Genomic DNA, 22215 nt, shown 5'->3' on the forward strand with positions numbered 1-22215 from the left:
TCATATTTTCCGTTTCCAGGTCAAAGCTTTCCCAGACTCGGTTCACCGCTGTCGGCGCCCTATCCTAAGTCGCGGTAATCAAAGGTAAGACGTAGCAGAACTAAGCTGCTAGTGCTAAATTATCGTTTGCGTTTAAATTGTCCCAATAGTTTTTTAACGCGGGTCCATAGGTTCCCTCGGCTCGCTTCCTCGATGCAACGTACCCCCGTCGAAACCAAGTACGCCCCCTTATAGTCAAAAGATTATATTTTAATCTTTTGCTTCGCAATAATCATGAAACTTATTGCATATCTATAACGCAATTTTACATCTTTTTAATTCTTGTTAATTTGTTGTACTACTTACTATAAGCCTAATGATACACTATATCATGCCATTTATCAAGTGCTAATATTATGGTATTTCGGTGTATTACTACCTGTTATCTCATTCTTTCTTTAATTTGTCTATCCATATCTCTCTTGGCATCTTTTTCAAGCATTGCATCTCTTTTATCGTAATCTTTCTTACCACGAACAACACCAAGATTAACTTTCACTTTGGTATTTTTAAGATATAGTGATAATGGAACTAATGTATAACCCTTTTGAGCCGTAAATCTTACTAGTTTCTCTATTTGTTCTTTGTGAAGCAATAACCTTCTGACTCTTAATGGATCAGCGTTAAATTGATTCCCATTTTCATAATGACTTATATGCATATTCTTAATAAATACTTCACCATTTATAACATCTGCATAACTATCTTTTAAGTTTGCCTTTCCAGCTCTAATAGACTTAACCTCTGTACCCACAAGCGCTATACCAGCTTCCATTGCTTCCTCTATAAAATAATCATGTCTTGCTTTTCTATTTTCTACTAATGTTTTATTTGTCTTTTCCTTTGCCATTATCTCACCTACTTTATTGTTATCATTATACTATATTATACATTCCATTTCAATAATATATGAATTTTCTTCTATTATACTCTTTAAATAAAATAATCAGAAGAGGAGACGATCCCCCTCCTGCATTTTATTTTTAAATTATTCTGATGCTATGTCTTATTCCTTAATAAGCTCGTCTAGCTCAGTAACTGAATATTTTTCTGGATGTTCTTGTTCTTCTTCATCACTTTTAACAAAATCAAAATAAACCTCATGAGAAGCTAAATCAACTTTACTAACTATTATCTTTACCTCTTCTCCTAGTTTATACATTTTTTTGGTTCTCTCACCAATAAGAGTTAGATGTCTTTCATCAAATACATAATAATCATCATCTAAGCTACTCATATGGACTAACCCTTCTATAGTATTAGGTAGTTCCACAAAGAGTCCAAAGTTAGTTACTGAAGAAATAATACCTTCAAATTCTTGCCCAATTCTCTCACTCATGTATTCTGCTTTCTTTAAGTCATCTACTTCTCTCTCTGCTTCCATAGCTACTCTTTCCATGTCTGAGGATTGTTTTGATGCTATTTCTACCTCTTTTCTTAATTTTTCTGTTCTTTTCTCACTTAAGCCGCCGTTTATAACTTCTTTGATTATCCTATGGATCATTAAGTCAGGGTACCTTCTAATTGGTGATGTAAAATGGCAATAATATTTGGCAGCCAAACCGAAATGACCACTACATTCTGGATAATATTTTGCTTTCATCATAGAACGAAGTAAAAGTGTACTTAGCACCATCTCTTCTTTTTGCCCTTTTACTTTTGCTATTACTTCTTGAAGCATTCTAGGATGTATGTCTTTTCCCCACTTCATAGAGTATCCTAAGTTATGTGCAAATTCACTAAAAAGAATTAATTTTTCTTCATCTGGATCCTCATGAATTCTATAAACAAATGGTACATTGAGCCAGAACATGTGCTCAGCTACAGTTTCATTAGCGGCTAACATAAATTCCTCAACCACTCTATTCGCAATTGCTCTTTCATAAGGTACAATATCTACAGGTTTTCCAAATTCATTTAAAATTATCTTACATTCATCAAAATCAAAATCTATGGCGCCTCTTGCCATTCTCTTTTTGTTAAGGATGCCACATAATTCTTCCATGTGTTTAAAATCTTCATATAAGTAATCATACTTTTTAATTGTTTCAGCATCTTTTTCTCTTAATATTTTTGTGACGTCAGTGTAAGTCATTCTCTCATTGGTCTTTATAATGGTTTCTAATATCTCATGGTCTACAATTTTACCATTTTTATCTATTTCCATAAAGCAAGTAAGCGTTAACCTATCCAATTTAGGGTTCAAGCTACAAACTCCATTAGAGAGTTTTTTAGGAAGCATTGGTATAACTCTATCTATTAAGTATACTGAAGTTGCTCTTTTTAAAGCTTCTATGTCTAAAACGCTTTTCTCTTTAGCGTAATGAGAAACATCCGCTATATGAACTCCTAAACGATAGTTGCCACTCTCTAGAATCTCAATAGACACCGCGTCATCTAAATCTTTAGCATCCTCTCCATCTATAGTTACCATACGTAAGTCTCTTAAATCTGTTCTCCTTGCATACTCTTCTTCTGGTATTTTATCAACTATATTTTCAGCAAAAGCTTCAACCTTTTGCGGAAACTCCTCTGGTAAATGATGTTTTTTAATTATAGTTAATATATCAATACCTGTGTCCCCTTTGTCACCGAGAATTTCAATGATTCTTCCCTCAGGATTTCTTCTTTGTTCTGGCCACTGAGTTATTTCTGCTATTACTATTTGACCTGTTGTGGCTCCATTTCTTTCAGCCTTTGGGATAAATATGTCCTGAGCAATCCTCTTATCATCTGCTACAACAAAACCAAAGTTTTTACTGTCCTCATAAGTTCCTATTATTGTTTTATTACCACGTTCTATTATTCTTGTAATTTCACCTTCACATTTCTTGCCTTTATTTTCTTCTTTTAATATTTTTGCAATAACTGTGTCACCATTCATTGCGCCGTTAACATTATCTGCTGTAATAAATATATCTGGTCTTTCTTCGCGAGCTATTACAAATCCAAATCCTCTTTGATGTCCTTGGAATCTACCAATTACAAGACCCATCCTCTCTGGAATACCATAATGCTCAGTACGTGTTTTAACTACATCACCCTTCTCTTCCATTGCAGCGAGTAACGTTGCAAACTCCTTCATGTCTCCTTTTTTAATATCAAACACTTTAGAGAGTTCTTTTAGGTTCATAGGTTTGTACGCTTGCTCTGTCATAAAATTTATCAAAGTATCTTTTACCACCATTTGTACTCCTCCTCTAACTTTCCTAATAATCTATTTTTCGGTTTTTATAACCCATAATTATTATTCTTTTACTTTCAACAAAATTACATACTAAATTATTCTTGTATTTCTATAATTACTCACTTTCATTATAGTCTAAAAGATACATCTAGTATATAGTACTAGTTATATACTTCCCTATTTCCAAATAAAAAATGCCTACATTAAATAGTTATATTTAATGTAGGCATTTTGTCGAAATATAGTATATCAATATTTGGTTACGAAAATTGACTTTTATAAAAATAAAACAGCCCTTGGGGTTGGGCTGTTTTATAACAAATAAAAAGGGGGCTATTTATCTCTTTATTTATCTTTGCACCTTAATTATATTAAATTTCGATAAGATTTGCAAGTGTTTTTGCAAATCTTATTGTAAACATTTTATAAAATGATGGCATTTTATTCATATTCTATTCATTATCTCTTCATTGAATGGTATTTCAAATTAGATTAAACTTGTTTTAATAAATCTATCTCTAAATCAGATAATTCTCTATATTCTCCTTCCTCTAAACTTTCATCTAATTTTAATGGGCCAAAGCTCATTCTTCTTAAAAATACAACTTTCTTATCTACACTTTCAAACATTCTTTTTACCTGATGAAATTTACCTTCTTGAATAGTGACCATAACCTCAGATCCATTTTCATCAGATTTTAATACTTCTAATATTGCTGGCATGCATTTATATTCGTCATTTAATATAACACCTTTTTTAAATGTATCCACATCACTTGCATCTATAGGTTTATTGATCTCTGCATAATACACCTTATCTACATGATTCTTAGGGGCTATTAATTTATGATTTAATTCACCATCATTAGTGATTAATAGAAGTCCAACTGTATCTTTATCTAACCTCCCTATAGGGAATGGCTTAAAAGCATGATATTCATGAGCTATTAAATCAATTACAGTTTCATCATGATTATCTACAGTAGCAGAAACCACACCAGCTGGCTTATTCATAGTTAAATATATGTATTTTCTATATGTGATTTCTTCACCAGATACCTTTATTACAACCTCTTCCGGATCAATCTTCATAGTATTATCAGAAACTATGATTCCATCGATCTCTATTTTACCTTTCTTAAGTAATGCCTTTACTTCTTTTCTTGTACCATGGCCTAAATTCGATAATACTTTGTCTATTCTTTCCATTTATCTTCATCTCCTTAAATATTTTACAAACCATTAATTATAGTTTCCATTCAATCTATCATTTTTATGATAATTATATAAACTTCTGCTCATAAAAAAACAGCCTTTAAAGCTGTTTTTTATTTATTCGTTTATTTATATTTCTAGTATATCATAATCTTCATATGAAATAAAACCTCTTAAATATTATACGTTTTTATGGTAATAAATTTCTATAATAAAAATCTGATATTTTGCTAAAACTATTATAAAGATAGATTTTTTTAATTATTAAAATTTATCTTTATAATAACTTATGAAGGGAGAAATATTATGCGTGATAAACAACCAAATGAATATGACCCCAATTATACTTATAAGAAAAAAATTATCACTGTAGATAATGAAACTGAATATCCTATGTTAGAAGTACTAAATAATGCAGGACTCTACCCCGAATCTATTAAAAATAACCTTGATATGGAACAGTTCAAACCCTTAGAACTCTAGAATAGCTAATTTTTCTAAATTTTTAGAGGGCTAAACAATTTTTAATTGCTTAGCCCCCTAAAATAACTAATAACTCTTTTTTTAGTATAATAAATGATATGAAATAATATTGTTAATGAGTAGATTGCGCTTTTGCAATAAGTTTAAGTAAATTATTATAAAGCTTTTCATCATCTTCATTAGTTCTTTTCTTGGGACCAGTGGTTTTTCCTCCACCACGTCTTGCCTTACTAGACATATGTCTTTCAAATAATAGCTTATCGATATTAGAATCATCGTATACATGACCTTTAGGGCCTATAGCAAAGGCACCTTTAGCTAAAACCATAGCAGCAACACCAAAATCTTGAGTAATAACTATATCCTTAGTTTTTGCCTCATTAGCTACTTTCATATCCACACTTTGAAATCCACTATCCACATATCTTATCGAGGCATAATCGCTGTTTAAAACATGATTAATATCACAATACATAATAAGTTCTATAGAGTTTTCTTTAGCAGCTTTTTCTATTAACTGTTTTCCAGGACAACCATCTGCATCTACAATAATTCTCATATGATTTTTCTCATATCTCTAAAGCCTTTTTTCAAGTTCTGCTTTTAGCTCTTCATATCCTGCTTTTCCAAGAAGTGCAAACATATTTTTCTTGTATGCTTCAACTCCTGGTTGATTAAATGGATTTACACCTGATAAATATCCACTTATTGCACAAGACTTTTCAAAGAAATAAACCATATGTCCAAAATTATATGCTGTTAATGATGGTACATTTAAAATAATATTTGGTACATCTCCATCATTATGAGCAAGTACTGTTCCCTGAAATGCTTTTTTATTAACAAAATCCATTGTTTTACCTGCTAAAAAGTTTAATCCGTCCAAATCTTCACTTGCTTCTTCTATAACAAATTCTCTTCTTGGTTTTTCTACATTAATAACTGTTTCAAATATATTTCTTACTCCTTCTTGAATGTACTGTCCCATAGAATGTAAATCTGTAGAAAAATTAACCGCTGCTGGGAATATTCCCTTTTGGTCTTTTCCTTCACTCTCACCATAAAGTTGTTTCCACCATTCACCAAAATATTGAAGTGCTGGTTCATAGTTAACTAAGATTTCTGTAACTTTTCCTTTTCTGTATAGCGAATTTCTGGCTGCTGCATACTTATAACAATCATTATTATCTAAATCATCATTGCTGTAAGCTTCTCTTGCGTCCGCTGCACCTTTCATCATTTCATCAATATTTATACCTGCTATTGCAATTGGAAGTAATCCAACAGGTGTTAACACTGTGAATCTTCCTCCTACATCATCTGGAATAACGAAAGTTTCATAGCCTTCTGTATCTGCTAATTTTTTTAGAGCTCCTTTAGCTTTATCTGTAGTAGCAAAAATCCTTTCTTTTGCTCCTTCTTTTCCATATTTCTTTTCTAATAACCCTTTAAATACTCTAAAAGCAATAGCTGGTTCTGTAGTAGTTCCTGATTTTGAAATTACATTCACAGAAAAATCTTTACCCTCTATAGCATCAATTAAGTCTGCCATATATGTAGAACTTATATTGTTTCCAGCAAAGAATATAGCTGGTGATTTTCTTTTTTCGCTTGAAAGACTGTTATAAAAACTATGACTTAACATTTCTATAGCAGCTCTAGCTCCAAGGTATGATCCACCTATTCCAATTACTATTAGGACTTCCGAATTACTTCTTACCTTTTCTGCTGCCTTCTTAATTCTTGCAAATTCGGATTTATCATAATTTAAAGGAAGATCGATCCATCCTAAAAATTCATTTCCCGCGCCTGTTTTGTCGTGTAGCATTTTATGCGCAGTAGATACCATTGGTTGAAAGTAAGAAATTTCATGCTCCCCTAAATATGGAATTGTCTTGCTTAAATCTAAAGATAAATTTTTTTCCATTGTTATTCCTCCTTGTCAGTCTTTTTGTATTGAAACAATAATTAATTGTTTTATTTTTCTTATTGTTATGACCACTACTTAACTATGATTCACTGTTTTTTTTTAATAACACATTTAATTTTAGTTTATTAGCTTAAATAAATCAAGTGTTTTACTTAAATATGTTATTTTTAGAATAATTTGTTATAACTAAAAATAAAACCATACCGAAACACTATAAAAATCTAAGTATCTCAGCATGGTTTTTTAAATTTTTTTTTATTTTAGGCAATATTTTTTAGGTCCTTTTTCTACAGCTTCAGTAATTACACCACTGTTTATCAAATTTTCTAGTATTGTCTTCGTAGCTATCTTTGAATTAGTAACCTGCATTTTATTTTTACTCCAAATTACAGTTCCCTTGGTTCCAGAGATGATTTCTTCTATTTCCTTTACAGTAATAGCTCCCTCTGTTTTCATTTTTTTTATTATTTTTGCTTCACATTTAATCCCTAGCTTGCGATATAGTTCCTCAGCCTTCCTTTGCTGTTTTACATATCCCCATGAAAGCAAAAATGTAATAGTTACTCCTAGTAGTACTGCTTTTAAAATAAAACTAATCATATCAATCACTAACTTCTTTCAATTTTATAAATTTGTTATTTCTCAAAATATTAATATAGGTCCCCAGTCTCTGATAAAGGGGCTCTGCCTTATCACCAAAATCTTTAACTAACAGCTTCCCGATTTCTTCAATATTCCTATGATTGTCTATACCTTTCCATACGCAACTGCCCTGGGCATCTAAATCGATTTTCATTTCTTTTGGTGTTTTGAAAAACATCCTCACAGCCCTATCTAATAATCCATCCCTCATAACAATAATTCGAACCAAACCATCATCTTTCAATTCCCATTTCTGATCCATATTTTTGTAAGGTACCAGTTTCAAAAAATTAGCATTTTTAGTTATTTTTCTAGCCATGACTACACCTCGTATTTCATAAATTTTAAAGAGGATATTTAAAATACCCTCTTTACATTATTACCCATAAGTAATTATTTTATTTTAAATTTTATCTTTCTTAAGTAAAGAATACTTCAAGAGAGATAATACTAGAAGACCAAAGAAGAACAATGCTCCTATTTGCCCTAAATCAATACCAAGGTCAAGCTTCACATTTGCAACTGCAAATACTGCAAGTAGTATACCTACTAACCCTTCACCGGCAATTAATCCAGAAGAATATAGAATCCCACAATCAATCTTATCTTTAATGTTATCAATTCCTTTACCTATTGCTTCTTGCTTCTTGTTTAATATTCCTCTGATTAATCCACCCACCATGATAGGTGTACTTAAATGGATTGGAAGATATAGACCAATAGCTACTGGTAGAACTGGTAATCCCAATAATTCCAGTGCAACTCCGATACCTACACCAGCGAACACAAGATTCCAAGGTAAGTTTCCACCCATAACGCCTTCGATAACTAACCTCATAAGTGTTGCTTGAGGTGCAGGCAATTCAGGTGAACCAAATCCCCATGCATTATTTAATAGTATCAAAACACCACCTATGGCGAATGCTGCAGCTAATGCACCAATGAGCTCTCCATATTGTTGAAGCTTTGGTGTTGCTCCAACTAAGTAACCAGTTTTTAAATCCTGAGATGTATCTCCTGCCATTGCAGCAATGATACAAATAACAGCACCTACTGATAATGTTGCAATCATGCCTGCATGTCCATCGTTTCCACTAGCTTTAAAAACAATAGCTGTAACAATAAGTGTAGCTATTGTCATCCCCGATACGGGATTCGAAGAACTTCCCACAAGACCAACGATTCTTGAGGAAACAGTTGCAAAAAAGAAACCGAAAAGTGCAATTAACACAGCACCAATAATTCCTACTGGTATAACGCTTGTCATCATCATAGCCAAGATAACAGCTAAAACACCAATTATTACAAATTTCATTGGCATGTCATTATCTGTTCTGATGGTACCTCCGCCTTCACTTTTAGAAAAGTTCTTCATTGCATCTCTAAATGTGCTTACAATAAGTGGCAATGATTTAACTAAACTAAAAACACCACCGAATGCAACTGCTCCCGCACCCACATATCTTATATAATTATCCCAAATTCCCCAATAGTCTAGTTCAGATATTGGTACTGATGCTGGGTACAAAACTACAACACCCATGCTTCCAATGTTTGAAATCAAAGGAATTAATGCAAACCATCCAATAACCGCTCCACCTAACATGTATGCAGAAATTCTAGGTCCAATTATAAATCCAACACCTAGTAATGCTGGTAAAACATCTGCCCCGATGGCAGCTCCTTTATAACCCGGAATAACAGTTTCTATTTCACTAGGAAATAATTTGAATCCGCCCGTAATAAATTTATATACGGCACCAACTCCGAGTCCTATAAATGTAATTTTCGCTTTTTCTCCGCCCTCTTCTCCAGCAAGTAATACCTCAGCACACGCTGTTCCTTCAGGATAAGGCAGTGTTCCATGTTCTTTTACAATTAGTGCCTTTCTTAATGGAACCATAAAAAGAACTCCGAGGATTCCGCCAGCTAAAGCGATGGCTGTTATGGTTATTAGGCTTGGAGCACCCTCATTCCATTCTTCCATCCAAATAAAACATGGCTGGTAATGTGAAAATGGCACCTGCCGCCAGAGATTCACCGGCTGACCCAATTGTTTGAACCATATTGTTCTCTAGTATGGATTCTTTTTTAAGAAGGCCTCTAATAATTCCCATTGAAATTACAGCAGCAGGAATAGATGCACTAATTGTCATACCTACTTTTAATCCTAGATACGCATTAGCCGCACCAAAAACAACTGAAATTAAAATACCAAGTAGAACTGCGGTTAGAGTAAATTCTGGTAAGACCTTATCCGCAGAAATATACGGCTTAAATTCCTGTTCCTCTTTCTTTTGATTGGACATAATTGTCTCCCCCTTGTTTATAGAATTATATGCAGGAAATAATGTGTTTGAAAAATAATTCCGGTTTTAAAAATTCAATCCTCCATATGTCTAATTACAATTATAATCATATTATTCTAAAAATTCAACAATATCATGCAATTTTCTACTCTTATTCGAGTAAAATTTTAATTTTTTTCCTTAAATTGGCTTTTTATTCAAGAATAACGAGAGTAAATTCTTAATTATGGAAGGTTTCTTTTTATTTAAAAAATATAGTACGTATTCCCTTATATTCTGTCGCATATATTAAAATATATTACTTTTAAAGGATGTGATTTTTTTTGATTATTCATGTTGTTAAAAATGGTGAAAGCTTATATGGAATTTCTAAATTATATGGAGCTTCATATACTAAAATCGCTTTAGATAATGAACTTACAAACCCAGCTGACCTTATAGTAGGTCAAACTATTGTAATACTTCAAGGCACAAGACCACATAAAATTATTTCCGGTCAATCACTTTACAGCATAGCTAAAATGTATGATGTAACTATTTCTAGTTTATATTCAACAAATCCTAGTCTTAGTGTTTCTACCTTACTTTACCCCGGTCAGATTATTAATATACCACCATCGCAAGGAAAATCAGGCTCTATTGAAGCTAATGGCTATGCCCTTCCTTCTACGAATATGGATGTGCTTGTAAAAACTCTGCCCAGTCTCACATACCTAAGTATATTTAGTTATCAAATACTAGATAATGGATCATTAAAAGGCATAAATGATGTTCCCTTAATTACCGCTGCAAGAAAGGCTAAAGTGGCTCCTATGATGGTAATTACAAATTTAAAAGAAGGTGGAGGCTTTGATAGTGATTTGGCAAGCACCATACTTACAGATAAAACTGTACAAAATACATTATTAGACAACATAATTAGTACATTAAAAAGCAAAAATTATTATGGCTTAGATATAGATTTAGAGTACATCTACCCAAAAGATAGGGGAAAATATAATGATTTCATACGCAAAACTGTAGCTAGGCTAAAGCCTTTAGGCTATACCGTTACTACCGCTTTAGCCCCTAAACCTTCTGGAGATATAAAGGGATTGCTTTATGAAGCTCATGATTATCCTGTTCATGGCACCACGGTTTCTCATGTAATACTAATGACTTACGAGTGGGGATATACCTCTGGGCCTGCAATGGCCGTAGCACCAATTAATAATGTAAAAAAAATTCTTGATTATGCTGTAACAGCAATTCCAAGTAAAAAGATTTTTATGGGAATACCTAATTATGGTTATGATTGGACCTTACCTTTTGAACCTGGAACTAAAGCTGTTGCACTTGGCAATGTAGAAGCCGTAGATCTTGCAAGAAGAGTAAATGCAGCTATTCAATATGACTATACTGCTCAAGCACCATTTTTTAACTATTATGATGTTAATGGAAGAAAACATGAAGTTTGGTTTGAAGATGCTAGGAGTATTAACGTTAAGCTTAGGACTGCTAATCAATATAATTTAGGTGGCGTTAGTTACTGGACTGTTGGAAAGTACTTCCCACAGAATTGGCTGGTTCAAAATTCTCTGTTCAATATCAAAAAATTACTTTAGAGTTTTTCTAAGATTATACCCTAATGAAAAGGATATATTGCTAAAAATGCAACATATCCTTTTGTTAGTATAAGCTTTTAATTTTTAAGTTTAAAAGTTCTTGGAGCTATTCTATATGTTAAAACAAGCGCAACTAACATATATACAATAGTTGTTACAATAATCCCTACTGTGAAATAATATGAAGATATCTCAATTTGAAGACATGCATAGCAACCAATATACACAACCATATTTATAAATTTAAATAAGGGGCTTTTTACGGTTAACTCTGCTGTGTATGGCTGCAACACATAGTACATAAACAAATGATGTATGGAGAAAAAACAAGCTAAGCAAATGATACACAAAAATAATGGTATCATGCTAACAAGTAAATATCTGTAACCACTTGCTAAAATAATACAAACTATAGCCATGCATAGTGTAACCGCCGGTATCAGATTAAGCATAACTACCCTCTTAAGCCTGGATGTGAAATTGGATAAAATTACACTAGACTCTCTATAATAACCGTATCTTAATAGACTTATATCGCAATTAAAAAACAAAGCCTTACAAATTCTTTCTCCCGTTGACATGATGTACATTATGAATAGCAACATAGGAGTGTCTTTTGTAATCCCAGTGACTATACCACCTCTTTTATCTGGCATAAATACCACAAAATACATTGTAATTAAAAATAAAATACCTATTAATATAGCCCTTTGCTTTGTAGGCCTAACCATTATTCTTCTAAATCTAAGAAAAAATATTGAGTTTAAATATTCATACCCCTGCTTACTATTATATTTCTTTGTGTTTAAATCTTCCTTGTTCATTTTCTTTTCATCTAGTTTTACAGCTCCAAAAGTCATATCAGTCTTGAGAGTATCTCCATTAAATAAATTATCCTTAGTCAATAATTCTTTTGCTATTGTGGTATACGCCTTAAATTTCCATATATATATAAATGCTACCACTCCTAGACTTAATATAGTTATCGCTACAAAAACATTAAATAATATTAGATTAAAATCAATAGTATAGCCTAATAATGGCAATGCATAGGCAAGCGCAAGTCCGAGATGGATTACTACGGACATAAATAGATCTCTATGCTTTAAAAGCTTATCATATATAAAAAGCTGTAACCAAGCGAAAATCAATCTACAAGCTATTAATTCCAATACAAGAACTACAGTTTTTAGTGGTGAAAACCCTATTATCAGTCCTATAATTATTACTGGAAGGACAAAGTATATAAAGTCTGTTATATTTTTGTATAATATATCCGAAACATAGTATTTTCTTGCATCAACCTTCATTAAAATTATCATATTAAAAGCTGGTTTGTTATTTTTTTCTAACATTTTAGTATTCATAAATGGTCCTATAACAAAGCTTAAAAAGAAAAATATATGTATAAAAATCGGTTGTAACTTTTCTATATCCTTGGTCATTAAGTACGCAGGCAGAATAATCATTATTCCTAGATATGCAGCTTTGCCTACAAATCCACCAATCACTCCTAATATTTCACGTATAACCCCTATAACCATTTTAGCATGAGTCTTCTTATATAAATTATCAGGAATCTTTTTTCCTATAAGGGGTATCCTTTTAAGAAAATATATAAAAGTATTAGCCTTCTGTGCAGAAGACACTTTAAAACCATTTATAAATGTACTAATCATTTCCGTTCTCCTTCAAAATCTCCATGATTTTCTCTTCAAATTCAGGACTCTTTAGAATTTTACTGTCCACGTCTTCCAAGATACAATTATTTAGAACCAATATTTCATCACACAAATCTGTAGCCAGCTGAAGAATATGAGTAGAAAAAATAATGATGTGATCACTTTTCATTTCCTTTAACAAATTCTTGATTTCTAAAGCCACCACTACATCAAAAGAAGTTAATGGTTCATCTAATAAAATGACGGGCGGTTTAGTTATTAAAAGACAAACCATCTGCATTTTATTTTTCATTCCATGGGAATATCCCTTTATCAAACGATATCTGTCTTCCTCATTAATTTTTATAATATCAAAATACTCATCTATTGTAAGTAATTCCGCAATCATATCCTTATTAATATCAATATAAAATTTTAAAAACTCATACCCAGTTAAAAACTCTGGTAATACAGGATCTGAAAATACATACCCTACTTTTCTATAATCTATTTTTTTCGCTACTTGTCCATCTTCTATAATACTAACTGAACCATTTTCATATTTAATATCCCCGCTTATGCAGTTAAAAAGAGTTGTCTTTCCTGCACCATTTCTTCCTAATAGTCCATAAATCTTCCCCTTTTCAAAGGTAAATGATGCTTTTTTTAACACCTGCTTCTCTCCATAACTTTTTTCTATATCTTTAATTACAAGTTTCACTTTATTTCGCCCCCAAAATTGTACATTATTCTACTGTTATGTGTTTTATTTTAAAAGATTCCGGTCTTACTATTATTCAAATTCACTATATATTATTAACTGTTCTCTTGATAATTTGAAGTTCCTACCCAAACAATAATATTGTGGAATATTCCCCTTACACAATTATTTATCGAATGGTATTTGGACCCTGTTGCTGATAACTAAACTATTACCTTTGGAATTCTAGTAATAATTGTTTCGACATATTCTCATAAATTCCTTTATAATTTCATTTGTAATTTTCACCAATCAGATGGTAGAATAATATACGCATACTAAACAGCATTCAGTATATCCCAAACCTCCAAACAAAAAAAGCAGTGTATAAAGACAAGTTTTTACGCTTGAAATCATACACTACTCCATTTCCACAAACGGCTTAAAGCATTGTTACACTTATTCCCACTCGAGGCCAAGGATAGAAATCTAGGTTCTAGGTGTTGTTTTTAGGTTTGATTTTGTGCTTTTATTTTAAATATCAGTCGAAATTCGTTTGACTATTAAGTGAGAATGAGTCATTTTGTAGTCAGTGCATAACTCTAATTACTAATAATCTTATAGTAATTCTGTATCATTTTTCCATTAGAAGACATACATTTTACTTTAAAAAATAAACATTTCAATTTCGAGATGAAACTCGCCGTTATTATAGCTTGCATTTATCATACCACCTTGGGCTTCAACTAAAGCTTTGGTAATCGAAAGGCCCAATCCATGTCCCCCCGTTAATTTGCTGTGACTTTCTTCAAATCGATAAAAAGGCATAAATACCTGCTCAATATCCTGTTCATTTAAGGGGTTACAACTGTTCACAACAGTCAAATGTATACCCTTCATATCCTGGTACATCTTAATTACTAAGTTCCAAGGATGAGAAGTATACCTATAGCCATTATCCAATAAGTTGTTGAATATCTGGCTCATTCGAGTTTTATCACATAGAAAATTGATATTTTCTTGTATTTCTAAAACCATATGAACACTACTTTCTTTATACTGATCTCTTTTTTTCAAACATACACCATTAAGCACTTTTGAAAGGTTAACTTCCTCTTTGTTAAGTACAAACGTACGCCTGTTAAGCCGCGATAGCATGATCATGTCCTCAGCAAGAGCAGCCAGACAGTCAGATTCTTCCAATATATAGTCAACATATTCATTCTTTTCTGTTTCATTAGCGTAGTAATTAAGCTTGATAGATTCGGCATAACCCTTGATGATGCCCACGGGTGACATAAACTCATGGGAAATACTGGCTAAGAATCTTTGCTGTAAGCTCATATCATCTATAAGTTTTTCATTGATATACCCAAGTTCCTCAATCCTATTCTTTAGTTCTTCCGAAATCTGGTTCATATGTATTCCAAGATTACCAATTTCATCTGTTATTTGCCCTGTATATCTTGAGGAAAAATCAAATCCAACAATTTCTTTTGCCTGTTTACTAATCTTGATTATTGGATTCGTGATTGTTTTAGACAGTACATAAGTAATAAAAAGTCCAATTATTGTTAATATCGTGCCGGCAATAAGAAAAAATTCTTTTGCGATCTCCATATTACCCTTAATATTTGTAATCTGCTCTGAAACAACAAGATAATTCATATCTTCCCTTTTCAAAATCAAAATAATTTGACTAGCTTTATGATTCGTCTGCTCTAAAACCTCATAATTATAGTCACCCATTTTCATACCTGTAATTTCCCTAAGAAAATGCTCCAAATAGTCCGATTGTAATTTATAACTATCCATTTCAGGAAATTCAGGAACTGATGAATGAATAACATTCCCATTATTATCAGCTATTTCAATTTTATAACCGGAAAACCTACTCTTTTCAAAGGTTATAGCTTCTCTTTTTTCCAGATTTCCCCAAAAATCGTCATATGATTCAGAAACAATTTCAGCATATCCTTTCATATCATTTTCAAGTCGCCATAGAAAAAACCTTTCCAAAAATATGTTGTTGATTATCAAAAACCCAATTATAAATAATGTAAAAAAGATACTAGCTACGATAACTAGCTTGTATCTAATACTAAAAATTTTTCTATTCTTCATGGTTGTTACTCCTGTAATAGTATCCTACGCCCCAAGACGTCTCAATATTTATACCATCATCCTCAAGTTTTTGTCTCAAAGTTTTAATATGGGTATCAACTGTTCTTGGATCCCCATAATAATCAAGACCCCATACCCTATCCATTAACATACCTCTGGATAGTATTTGACCCTTGTTTTTTAACAAAGTTTTGAAAAGCAGAAATTCTTTTTGTGTGAGCCTGATACTTTTATTACCATTACTAACAAGCAGTAGTGTATCATTAAAAGTATAGCCTTCTTCGCTAAAAAACTCTTCATCTTGCTTTACTGTTCTACGAAGCAATGCGTTAATTCTCGCTACGAGTTTTTCATTGCTGAAGGGTTTTGCAATATATTCATCCGCACCTTCTTTTAGTCCCTTGACTTCGTCATGAATCTCACCTAGAGCAGTCAGCATAAGGATGGGGATATTCGATGTTTGCCTGATGGTGCTGCATGTTTCAATGCCATTCATCTCTGGCATCATCACATCAAGTATGATTAAATCCGCATCCCTATGACTGTCATAAAGCTCTAACAATTTCAAACCATTAACCGCAGTCAGTACATCATGTCCCTGATTGCTTAAAAATATGTTTATAAGCTTACGATATTTTAAATCATCATCTGCATATAAGATCTTGGACATGATATACCTCCATTTATTTAATGTCTACTACTATTGTGGACCAGGGTTCTGATTACCAATCTCAACAATACCATCTTCAATCATTGGCTCTGCATATATGAAACTTTCATTTATATAGGCATTATCTGCATCTCTTCCAGCTTCATTACCTTCGAGAACATAGTCGACAAGCTTTAAATTACTTGCTTCATAAAGGTAGAAAGCGCCACCATCAAGGCCTGCTTTGTTTCCAATAAACTCAGTATTTTCAGCATATACTGATGAGAATATATCTGCTGTAAATGTCCAGTCAGGATCAATTAAAGCAAAATTGGTTTCATTAGGTATAGCCTGTGAAGCACGGTCAATTATATATATAGCTCCACCATTTGTACCTGCTTCATTGTTTATAAACGTACTGTCCCAAATACTTGACATTGAGCCATAATCGACGAATAACGCTCCACCCTTGTATTTTGCACTATTTCCTTCAAAAACACAAGAATAAAACTCACTGTTTCCTCCAGCTCGCTCCATAACTGCACCCGCATAATAGGCTTCATTATCAAGGAAATCACAATTTGTATATACAGAAGAACTTCCGTGGTAAGAATACACGGCTCCACCTTCTATAGCAAAGTTATCTGTAAATATGCAATTTGATACTAATGTATCAAAGCCTAGAGAAGGTTCTACCATTGGTGGAACACGGTATGAAGCTTTATAGTTTAGCAATCCGCCACCTTTAGCATCATATGTTTGACCACCATCGCCTCTATCTGCATTCCCATTAGCGATTGTAAATCCATCAATAAGAGCTTCGTCTGAACCAACAACAACGTGATATGAGTTGTCACTATTGTCGCCCTCAACACCAATATCTGCACTTAGAATTGTTTCATACTTATCAAAGTCACGCTCAGAAAGTTTGCTTTCAGATCCTACAAACCCTCCGTAAAGTTCAACACCTTCACGTAGAAGTATTGAATCACTTCTTGTTTCTCCTGTTAGGTATACACCTTCAGCTACCCATATAGAGGTGGTTTCGCCAGTATTTATATATTTATCGTTAGCAGCATTTATTGCTATTTGAATATTGTCCATAGCGTCTGCCCAACTTGTTCCAGTTCCTGTTCCATCTGTTGTTACATATATAACATTTCCATCAATTTCAGGCAAAATACTTTCGTCATATGCCATATCAATTGGTGTTGGAGACTCTGGGTAAGGAACTACGTTATCAAAGTTTGCTATTATCTCATTAATCTCTGTTTCGCTACGTTGCCCTCTAAGAGAAGCATCAAATCCGATTTTTTGACCATCACTACCCGCTGTTAATACTGGAGAACTCTCATCCAAATCGTAATTATTATTTGCTGCATCCACGAATATTGGATCAACATCAAGTACGCCTTCGCCTTCATATCCATCTTGTACAATAGAGTATCTTGCTTGAGTATTAGATTCATTCCAGTTATATATGCTAACTGCATCTTCATCGCATATATTATCCCATATAATTGTGTTTATTGCTACTACATCATTAAAAGGACCTGTACCTTGATATAAAACTGCACTTCTAAAAGATGTATTACCTGTTAGTGTACAATTATTTAATCTAGCATTTGATTCTCCATCACTTGCTATTGCGGCCCCAGCTTCAGCTTGATTATCATAAAATAGACAGTTAACTAAACTTGGAGAACAACCGAAGTCATTATATATTGCTCCACCCTTACTGCTTTCGCAAACATTTCCTGAGAATACGCAGTCAATAAAGAATCCAATCGCAGACATATCAAATGCTATTCCACCACCTCTAGTAGAAGCAGTATTATCAACAAAATCGCAGTTAATAAAGATTGGGTCTTTCATAGATGTTTCCACACTTCCATCGTAAGCCGTTCCGTATCCACAAATATATATTGCACCACCATGCCTTGCAGTATTATTGGTAATAGTACAGTTTCTAATCACTGCATCTGCTTGGTATATGATCATTGCACTACCGTATTGTGATCCATCTGCAGATGCAAGTTCAGCTCTAATAGTATCTGGTGTTCTATGTCCTGGACCAGTTGCACTAGCATCTTCTTCTCCTTCTTTAGGTTCTTCACCTTCTTTAGGTTCTTCACCCGCTTTAGGTTCTTCACCCGCTTTAAGTTCTTCACCTTCTGGTGGTGAAGCAGGAGCATCCATATTTTCAGGTATATTATAGCCATCTTGCAATGTAAAGCCATCAATTATATTATCTGCAGCTATGACTATTGCTCTTGAATTATCTTCCATAACAGCAGAATCACCAATGTTTCCTGAAATTATAGTAGCATTTGCTTCCCAATCTCTTTCATCAAGACTTTTTTCAGAACCAGTAAAACCACCATAAAGATCGACGCCGTCTTTCATCACTAGGCTTACTAATCGATCATCAGTGTCTGTAGCATAATAAGTCCCAGCAGCCACCCAAATCTGATTTCCCGCCTCTGAAGCCGCTAAAGCATCCTGTAAATCGTTAAAGGCTAAATCCCAGCTGCTTCCATCACCAGAACCATCTTCACTAACATATATAATGTTAGTTGCCTCCATTGCTACATCCGTAGTCGAACACCCCGTTAAGGGCATCGAAACTAATACTACCATCATGGATAAAATTACCACACCTACTTTAAATTTTTTCTTGTACATAAAATAACCTCCTTAAGATCTTTTTGCATTATGTCTATTAATTTTGTTATTGTAATTATAAATTATAAATGTGAGGTAGTTGTGAGGTGATTCATTGTATATTATTTTTCCTGTATTTTTCAAATGAAAAAAGTAGAAAAATTGCGTTTAAAAAGTGCAGGTAAATAGCAAAAAATTCAGCAAACATCTTGAATATGACAGGGATACCATGACTACTGATTCCTGATATTCCAACTTACCTAAGAGCGACCATTGAGAAAATACTAAAAAGCAGGTACGAGAGGTTTTTTCGTACCTACTTTTTCTTCAGTCTGTAAAAAGAACTGAACTTATTTTCGAATTATTTATCGAAAATAAGTTCAGTTCCATATAAAGCATAGTTATTTTACTCATTATAAGCAGTCCATCTTTAATGACTAACTTTTGACTTCACTTTTTGCTGCAAATAATGGAATCAATTGAAATAGTATCAACTAAATGAAACGAGATGCAACCATTTGACATGAAGTGACAAATAGTATCACTTTTTTATTTATTCCCACTCTACTCTTCAATATTATCTTCAATGAGTAAACGGTTGTTTCTGATGTTATTATTATTCTTTTTATTTATATTATTTATGATAATTGGACCATTTAAAACTTAATAGAATCATTTTAGAATCAGAATGTCTATATGGATTATAAAAAGCTTTTGCTGTTATTGGACGGTACAATATCAAATGTAAAATATGAATTCAGTATTCGTCAAACTAGCATTCAGTTAGTTTCACCACCTAATAGCCCTTAACAATCATTAACACTCTTTCAGTCAAATCGTAGTCTTATCAATGGTCTACAAGCTTTTAACTTAACTTGTATTAACAATGATTAATATGTATTATCGATCACCACGTTAGCAAAATGTTAGCATGCATTCCCCTACTAGTAAATCGCATCTACGCTAGGCTGCATCATACTATGTCTCATGTATAATCGATTGTTCTCCTCTTATTCTTTTAACCATACTAACTCTGTATAATTTCAAAATAAATGGTTATAATTTAATAATATTAGTTATAATGTGTAAAATTCTTTATAATTGCATATAGTAATAGTGTAACATCATCGACGCAACTATCAATAGTATATATGTTAACGCATAGCCATTGTAGTTGTAGTATATCAACTAAATGTACTTCAAACAGCAATAGATCTGTATTGCATTTGGCATTACATTGTGTTACACTTTATTCAAATAATCCTTTACTTATAGTTTGGGATATATAAAGGTTTCGACTACTGAACCCGAATCAGTGGTCATTTTTCTTTTTTGGTCCATTTAGGACTTGTCCTTATTTTTGTAGCGGTATGCCCACTGTCGGCAACGTATGCAGTTACAAACTTTGCCTTAATACCTTTTGTGAATCTTATAATGACAACATAATCATCTTCTGTTATTATAGCTACTCTTCTACTATTATCACAGGTTTTGCTTTTGCTATCATATCCCTCATATAACTCTGCATACTCATCTTGCAATACTGATTTTATCCAATCTATTCTCTCAGCTCTTTTTGTAGAAAACACATCCTTGCTACCACGTCTGTCACTACTTTCAAAGAATGCATGATCAAACATATCTGAATAGAAGTATACTTGTATTCCATCAAAAGTCTGCGTTGGACTACTCGCATCACAATAATTTTCTATAAAGTGCTGCCTATACTCTTCTATGTCTGTATATGAAATTAAATCTGGACGCATTTATTTACGCCCCCTGACACTTAGGTTTATATTGAACACATTGAACTTGCCTTCATTCCTACTAGTGTTGCCTATTTCACAACCCAAGTATTCCTCAATTCGCTTTACAATTCCTAATTTAGATGGTGATTGTCCCTTTTGTCCTAAATTGTACTTATACCCTACTGCCCCCATAATTACATCTTCAAGCTGTAACATAAGCGATTCTTTTGAATCAATAGCTTGTATTAACTTAACTAAACTGGTCCTGTTAACCCTATTTACTATGTCTCTAAGTTTCAATATATGGTTACTCATTTTGTTTACTTTATAATCCGTATATATGCTATAGCTATTATTAGTACTTGTCCAGTGATATATAAGTTGATAGTAAAACTTATAAAATCCTAGTTCATGGTCATTGTGATTAAATAATTCCATATCAACCTTCGCAGCATCTACTACTACACACCTAAACCTCACTTCATTGTTGTAGCTAAAAAATAAATCTATAAGTTCTTCATAAAAGCTATATTTATTATTAGAAACATTATTCCATTTTATTTCACCATAAACACTATGCTTCGTCATTAATTCTTTGATCTTGTCCTTTAGCTCAGTCCTTATACTTTTATATATCCATATTCCTCCGATACAAATGTACCTATTAGTATCGTTTATCTGCTCCTTATTACAGAACAGATCCTGTCTGCTCTCATCACAATATATCTCTATTTCCATGTATTCTAATCACCTGCCATTCATGAATCATTAATACTAAGAATTATATCACAGAAATACATATATAAACAACAAATCCAAATTGAGAAAGAGGCTTCACATTAAGCTTCTTTTCTTTCAATAATCTTAATATACTTATCTAAACTTGGTCTTGATATATCACACCTTCTAGCACATTCACTCTTATTTATCTTGCCACCCTTTAACAGTTCATAGGCTTTCAATACTGTGGCTGGTATGTCTGTTAGGCTTGTTGTTGGTCTACCAACTATTTTACCTTTAGCGGCTGCATTAGCCATGCCACTCTTAACACGTTCTGAAATCATGTTACGCTCCAACTCTGAAAACACACCCATCATCTTCAGCATTCCTTCTGTCATTGTGGTCCTATGTCAATAAAAAGTACAAATTAAAATGAGAAAGTTATTAGTAATCCCCTTAAATTTAACTTGCGATTGATACATTAAGTTTATTTGCTTTTTTATAGGCTATTTCAAACTCATCAGGTGACATATAATTGCA

At 32.8% G+C, this 22215-nt stretch carries 17 protein-coding genes, 1 other RNA gene and 1 pseudogene; 2 read left to right on the plus strand and 17 right to left on the minus strand.

Going from position 1 to position 22215, the window contains the following annotated elements:
* From ssrA to JJD95_RS14440, 4 genes are all read right to left on the minus strand, one after another.
* Positions 1–228: a transfer-messenger RNA gene (gene ssrA / locus JJD95_RS14425) on the minus strand; the annotation flags it as partial.
* 193 nt (positions 229–421) lie between these two features.
* Positions 422–889 (minus strand): SsrA-binding protein SmpB, encoded by a 468-nt coding sequence (smpB, locus tag JJD95_RS14430; RefSeq protein WP_291643726.1) that lies wholly within the window; start codon positions 887–889, stop codon positions 422–424.
* A 156-nt stretch (positions 890–1045) separates the two neighbouring features.
* Complete coding sequence (gene rnr, locus JJD95_RS14435; protein ID WP_291643727.1) at positions 1046–3226, minus strand: ribonuclease R; 2181 nt, start codon at positions 3224–3226, stop codon at positions 1046–1048.
* Between the two features lie 492 nt (positions 3227–3718).
* Complete coding sequence (locus JJD95_RS14440; RefSeq protein ID WP_291643728.1) at positions 3719–4435, minus strand: pseudouridine synthase; 717 nt, start codon at positions 4433–4435, stop codon at positions 3719–3721.
* Between the two features lie 312 nt (positions 4436–4747).
* Between JJD95_RS14440 and JJD95_RS14445 the strand changes: the two genes are divergently transcribed.
* Positions 4748–4924 carry a hypothetical protein gene (locus JJD95_RS14445; protein WP_291643729.1) on the plus strand — a complete coding sequence of 59 codons (177 nt, stop codon included), beginning with the start codon at positions 4748–4750 and terminating at the stop codon, positions 4922–4924.
* A 112-nt stretch (positions 4925–5036) separates the two neighbouring features.
* On the opposite strand, the gene JJD95_RS14450 is transcribed toward JJD95_RS14445, so the two are convergent.
* The 5 genes and pseudogenes from JJD95_RS14450 to JJD95_RS14470 form a co-directional block, all read right to left on the minus strand.
* Positions 5037–5483, minus strand: coding sequence for a YaiI/YqxD family protein (locus JJD95_RS14450; RefSeq protein WP_291643730.1), 447 nt, complete (start codon positions 5481–5483; stop codon positions 5037–5039).
* A gap of 18 nt (positions 5484–5501) precedes the next feature.
* The gene (locus JJD95_RS14455) at positions 5502–6851 is read right to left on the minus strand and encodes a glucose-6-phosphate isomerase (RefSeq protein WP_291643731.1); all 1350 of its coding nucleotides are present in this window, start codon (positions 6849–6851) and stop codon (positions 5502–5504) included.
* A 258-nt stretch (positions 6852–7109) separates the two neighbouring features.
* On the minus strand, positions 7110–7454 hold the full coding sequence (locus JJD95_RS14460) for a hypothetical protein (protein ID WP_291643732.1): 345 nt from the start codon (positions 7452–7454) through the stop codon (positions 7110–7112).
* Between the two features lies 1 nt (position 7455).
* Positions 7456–7815, minus strand: a complete 360-nt coding sequence (locus JJD95_RS14465; protein ID WP_291643733.1) for a PqqD family protein — start codon at positions 7813–7815, stop codon at positions 7456–7458.
* Between the two features lie 84 nt (positions 7816–7899).
* Positions 7900–9805: pseudogene (locus JJD95_RS14470) on the minus strand (OPT family oligopeptide transporter).
* 323 nt (positions 9806–10128) lie between these two features.
* Here JJD95_RS14470 and JJD95_RS14475 point away from each other — a divergent pair.
* Entirely contained in the window at positions 10129–11409 is a 1281-nt protein-coding gene (locus JJD95_RS14475) for a glycosyl hydrolase family 18 protein (protein ID WP_291643734.1), read from the plus strand.
* A gap of 77 nt (positions 11410–11486) precedes the next feature.
* Here JJD95_RS14475 and JJD95_RS14480 read toward each other — a convergent pair whose 3' ends face one another.
* From JJD95_RS14480 to JJD95_RS14515, 8 genes are all read right to left on the minus strand, one after another.
* Positions 11487–13088: a hypothetical protein gene (locus JJD95_RS14480; RefSeq protein ID WP_291643735.1), complete on the minus strand. Its 1602-nt coding sequence runs from the start codon at positions 13086–13088 to the stop codon at positions 11487–11489.
* A complete protein-coding gene (locus tag JJD95_RS14485; RefSeq protein WP_291643736.1) occupies positions 13081–13791 on the minus strand; it encodes an ATP-binding cassette domain-containing protein in 711 nt (236 codons plus the stop codon). The genes JJD95_RS14480 and JJD95_RS14485 overlap by 8 nt, the downstream gene beginning before the upstream one ends.
* A 645-nt stretch (positions 13792–14436) precedes the next feature.
* A complete protein-coding gene (locus JJD95_RS14490; RefSeq protein ID WP_291643737.1) occupies positions 14437–15894 on the minus strand; it encodes a HAMP domain-containing sensor histidine kinase in 1458 nt (485 codons plus the stop codon).
* Entirely contained in the window at positions 15884–16564 is a 681-nt protein-coding gene (locus JJD95_RS14495) for a response regulator transcription factor (protein WP_291643738.1), read from the minus strand. Before JJD95_RS14495 ends, JJD95_RS14490 begins: the two co-directional genes overlap by 11 nt.
* Before the next feature lie 30 nt (positions 16565–16594).
* Positions 16595–19228, minus strand: coding sequence for a right-handed parallel beta-helix repeat-containing protein (locus tag JJD95_RS14500; RefSeq protein ID WP_291643739.1), 2634 nt, complete (start codon positions 19226–19228; stop codon positions 16595–16597).
* A gap of 1298 nt (positions 19229–20526) precedes the next feature.
* Positions 20527–20973, minus strand: coding sequence for a hypothetical protein (locus tag JJD95_RS14505; protein ID WP_291643740.1), 447 nt, complete (start codon positions 20971–20973; stop codon positions 20527–20529).
* Positions 20974–21693 (minus strand): DUF3800 domain-containing protein, encoded by a 720-nt coding sequence (locus JJD95_RS14510; protein ID WP_291643741.1) that lies wholly within the window; start codon positions 21691–21693, stop codon positions 20974–20976.
* Positions 21694–21794: 101 nt separating this feature from the next.
* A complete protein-coding gene (locus tag JJD95_RS14515) occupies positions 21795–22061 on the minus strand; it encodes a recombinase family protein (protein ID WP_291643742.1) in 267 nt (88 codons plus the stop codon).
* Positions 22062–22215 lie beyond the last annotated feature (154 nt).

Origin of the sequence: Clostridium sp. (genome assembly GCF_016650035.1) — a bacterium.
GTDB lineage: Bacteria > Bacillota > Clostridia > Clostridiales > Clostridiaceae > Clostridium_AD.

Bases quoted from the DNA above. Each gene is read 5' to 3' on its own strand.
- smpB (WP_291643726.1), bottom strand. From the start codon at position 889: ATGGCAAAGGAAAAGACAAATAAAACATTAGTAGAAAATAGAAAAGCA.
- rnr (WP_291643727.1), bottom strand. From the start codon at position 3,226: ATGGTGGTAAAAGATACTTTGATAAATTTTATGACAGAGCAAGCGTAC.
- JJD95_RS14440 (WP_291643728.1), bottom strand. From the start codon at position 4,435: ATGGAAAGAATAGACAAAGTATTATCGAATTTAGGCCATGGTACAAGA.
- JJD95_RS14445 (WP_291643729.1), top strand. From the start codon at position 4,748: ATGCGTGATAAACAACCAAATGAATATGACCCCAATTATACTTATAAG.
- JJD95_RS14450 (WP_291643730.1), bottom strand. From the start codon at position 5,483: ATGAGAATTATTGTAGATGCAGATGGTTGTCCTGGAAAACAGTTAATA.
- JJD95_RS14455 (WP_291643731.1), bottom strand. From the start codon at position 6,851: ATGGAAAAAAATTTATCTTTAGATTTAAGCAAGACAATTCCATATTTA.
- JJD95_RS14460 (WP_291643732.1), bottom strand. From the start codon at position 7,454: ATGATTAGTTTTATTTTAAAAGCAGTACTACTAGGAGTAACTATTACA.
- JJD95_RS14465 (WP_291643733.1), bottom strand. From the start codon at position 7,815: ATGGCTAGAAAAATAACTAAAAATGCTAATTTTTTGAAACTGGTACCT.
- JJD95_RS14480 (WP_291643735.1), bottom strand. From the start codon at position 13,088: ATGATTAGTACATTTATAAATGGTTTTAAAGTGTCTTCTGCACAGAAG.
- JJD95_RS14490 (WP_291643737.1), bottom strand. From the start codon at position 15,894: ATGAAGAATAGAAAAATTTTTAGTATTAGATACAAGCTAGTTATCGTA.
- JJD95_RS14495 (WP_291643738.1), bottom strand. From the start codon at position 16,564: ATGTCCAAGATCTTATATGCAGATGATGATTTAAAATATCGTAAGCTT.
- JJD95_RS14500 (WP_291643739.1), bottom strand. From the start codon at position 19,228: ATGTACAAGAAAAAATTTAAAGTAGGTGTGGTAATTTTATCCATGATG.
- JJD95_RS14505 (WP_291643740.1), bottom strand. From the start codon at position 20,973: ATGCGTCCAGATTTAATTTCATATACAGACATAGAAGAGTATAGGCAG.
- JJD95_RS14510 (WP_291643741.1), bottom strand. From the start codon at position 21,693: ATGGAAATAGAGATATATTGTGATGAGAGCAGACAGGATCTGTTCTGT.
- JJD95_RS14515 (WP_291643742.1), bottom strand. From the start codon at position 22,061: ATGCTGAAGATGATGGGTGTGTTTTCAGAGTTGGAGCGTAACATGATT.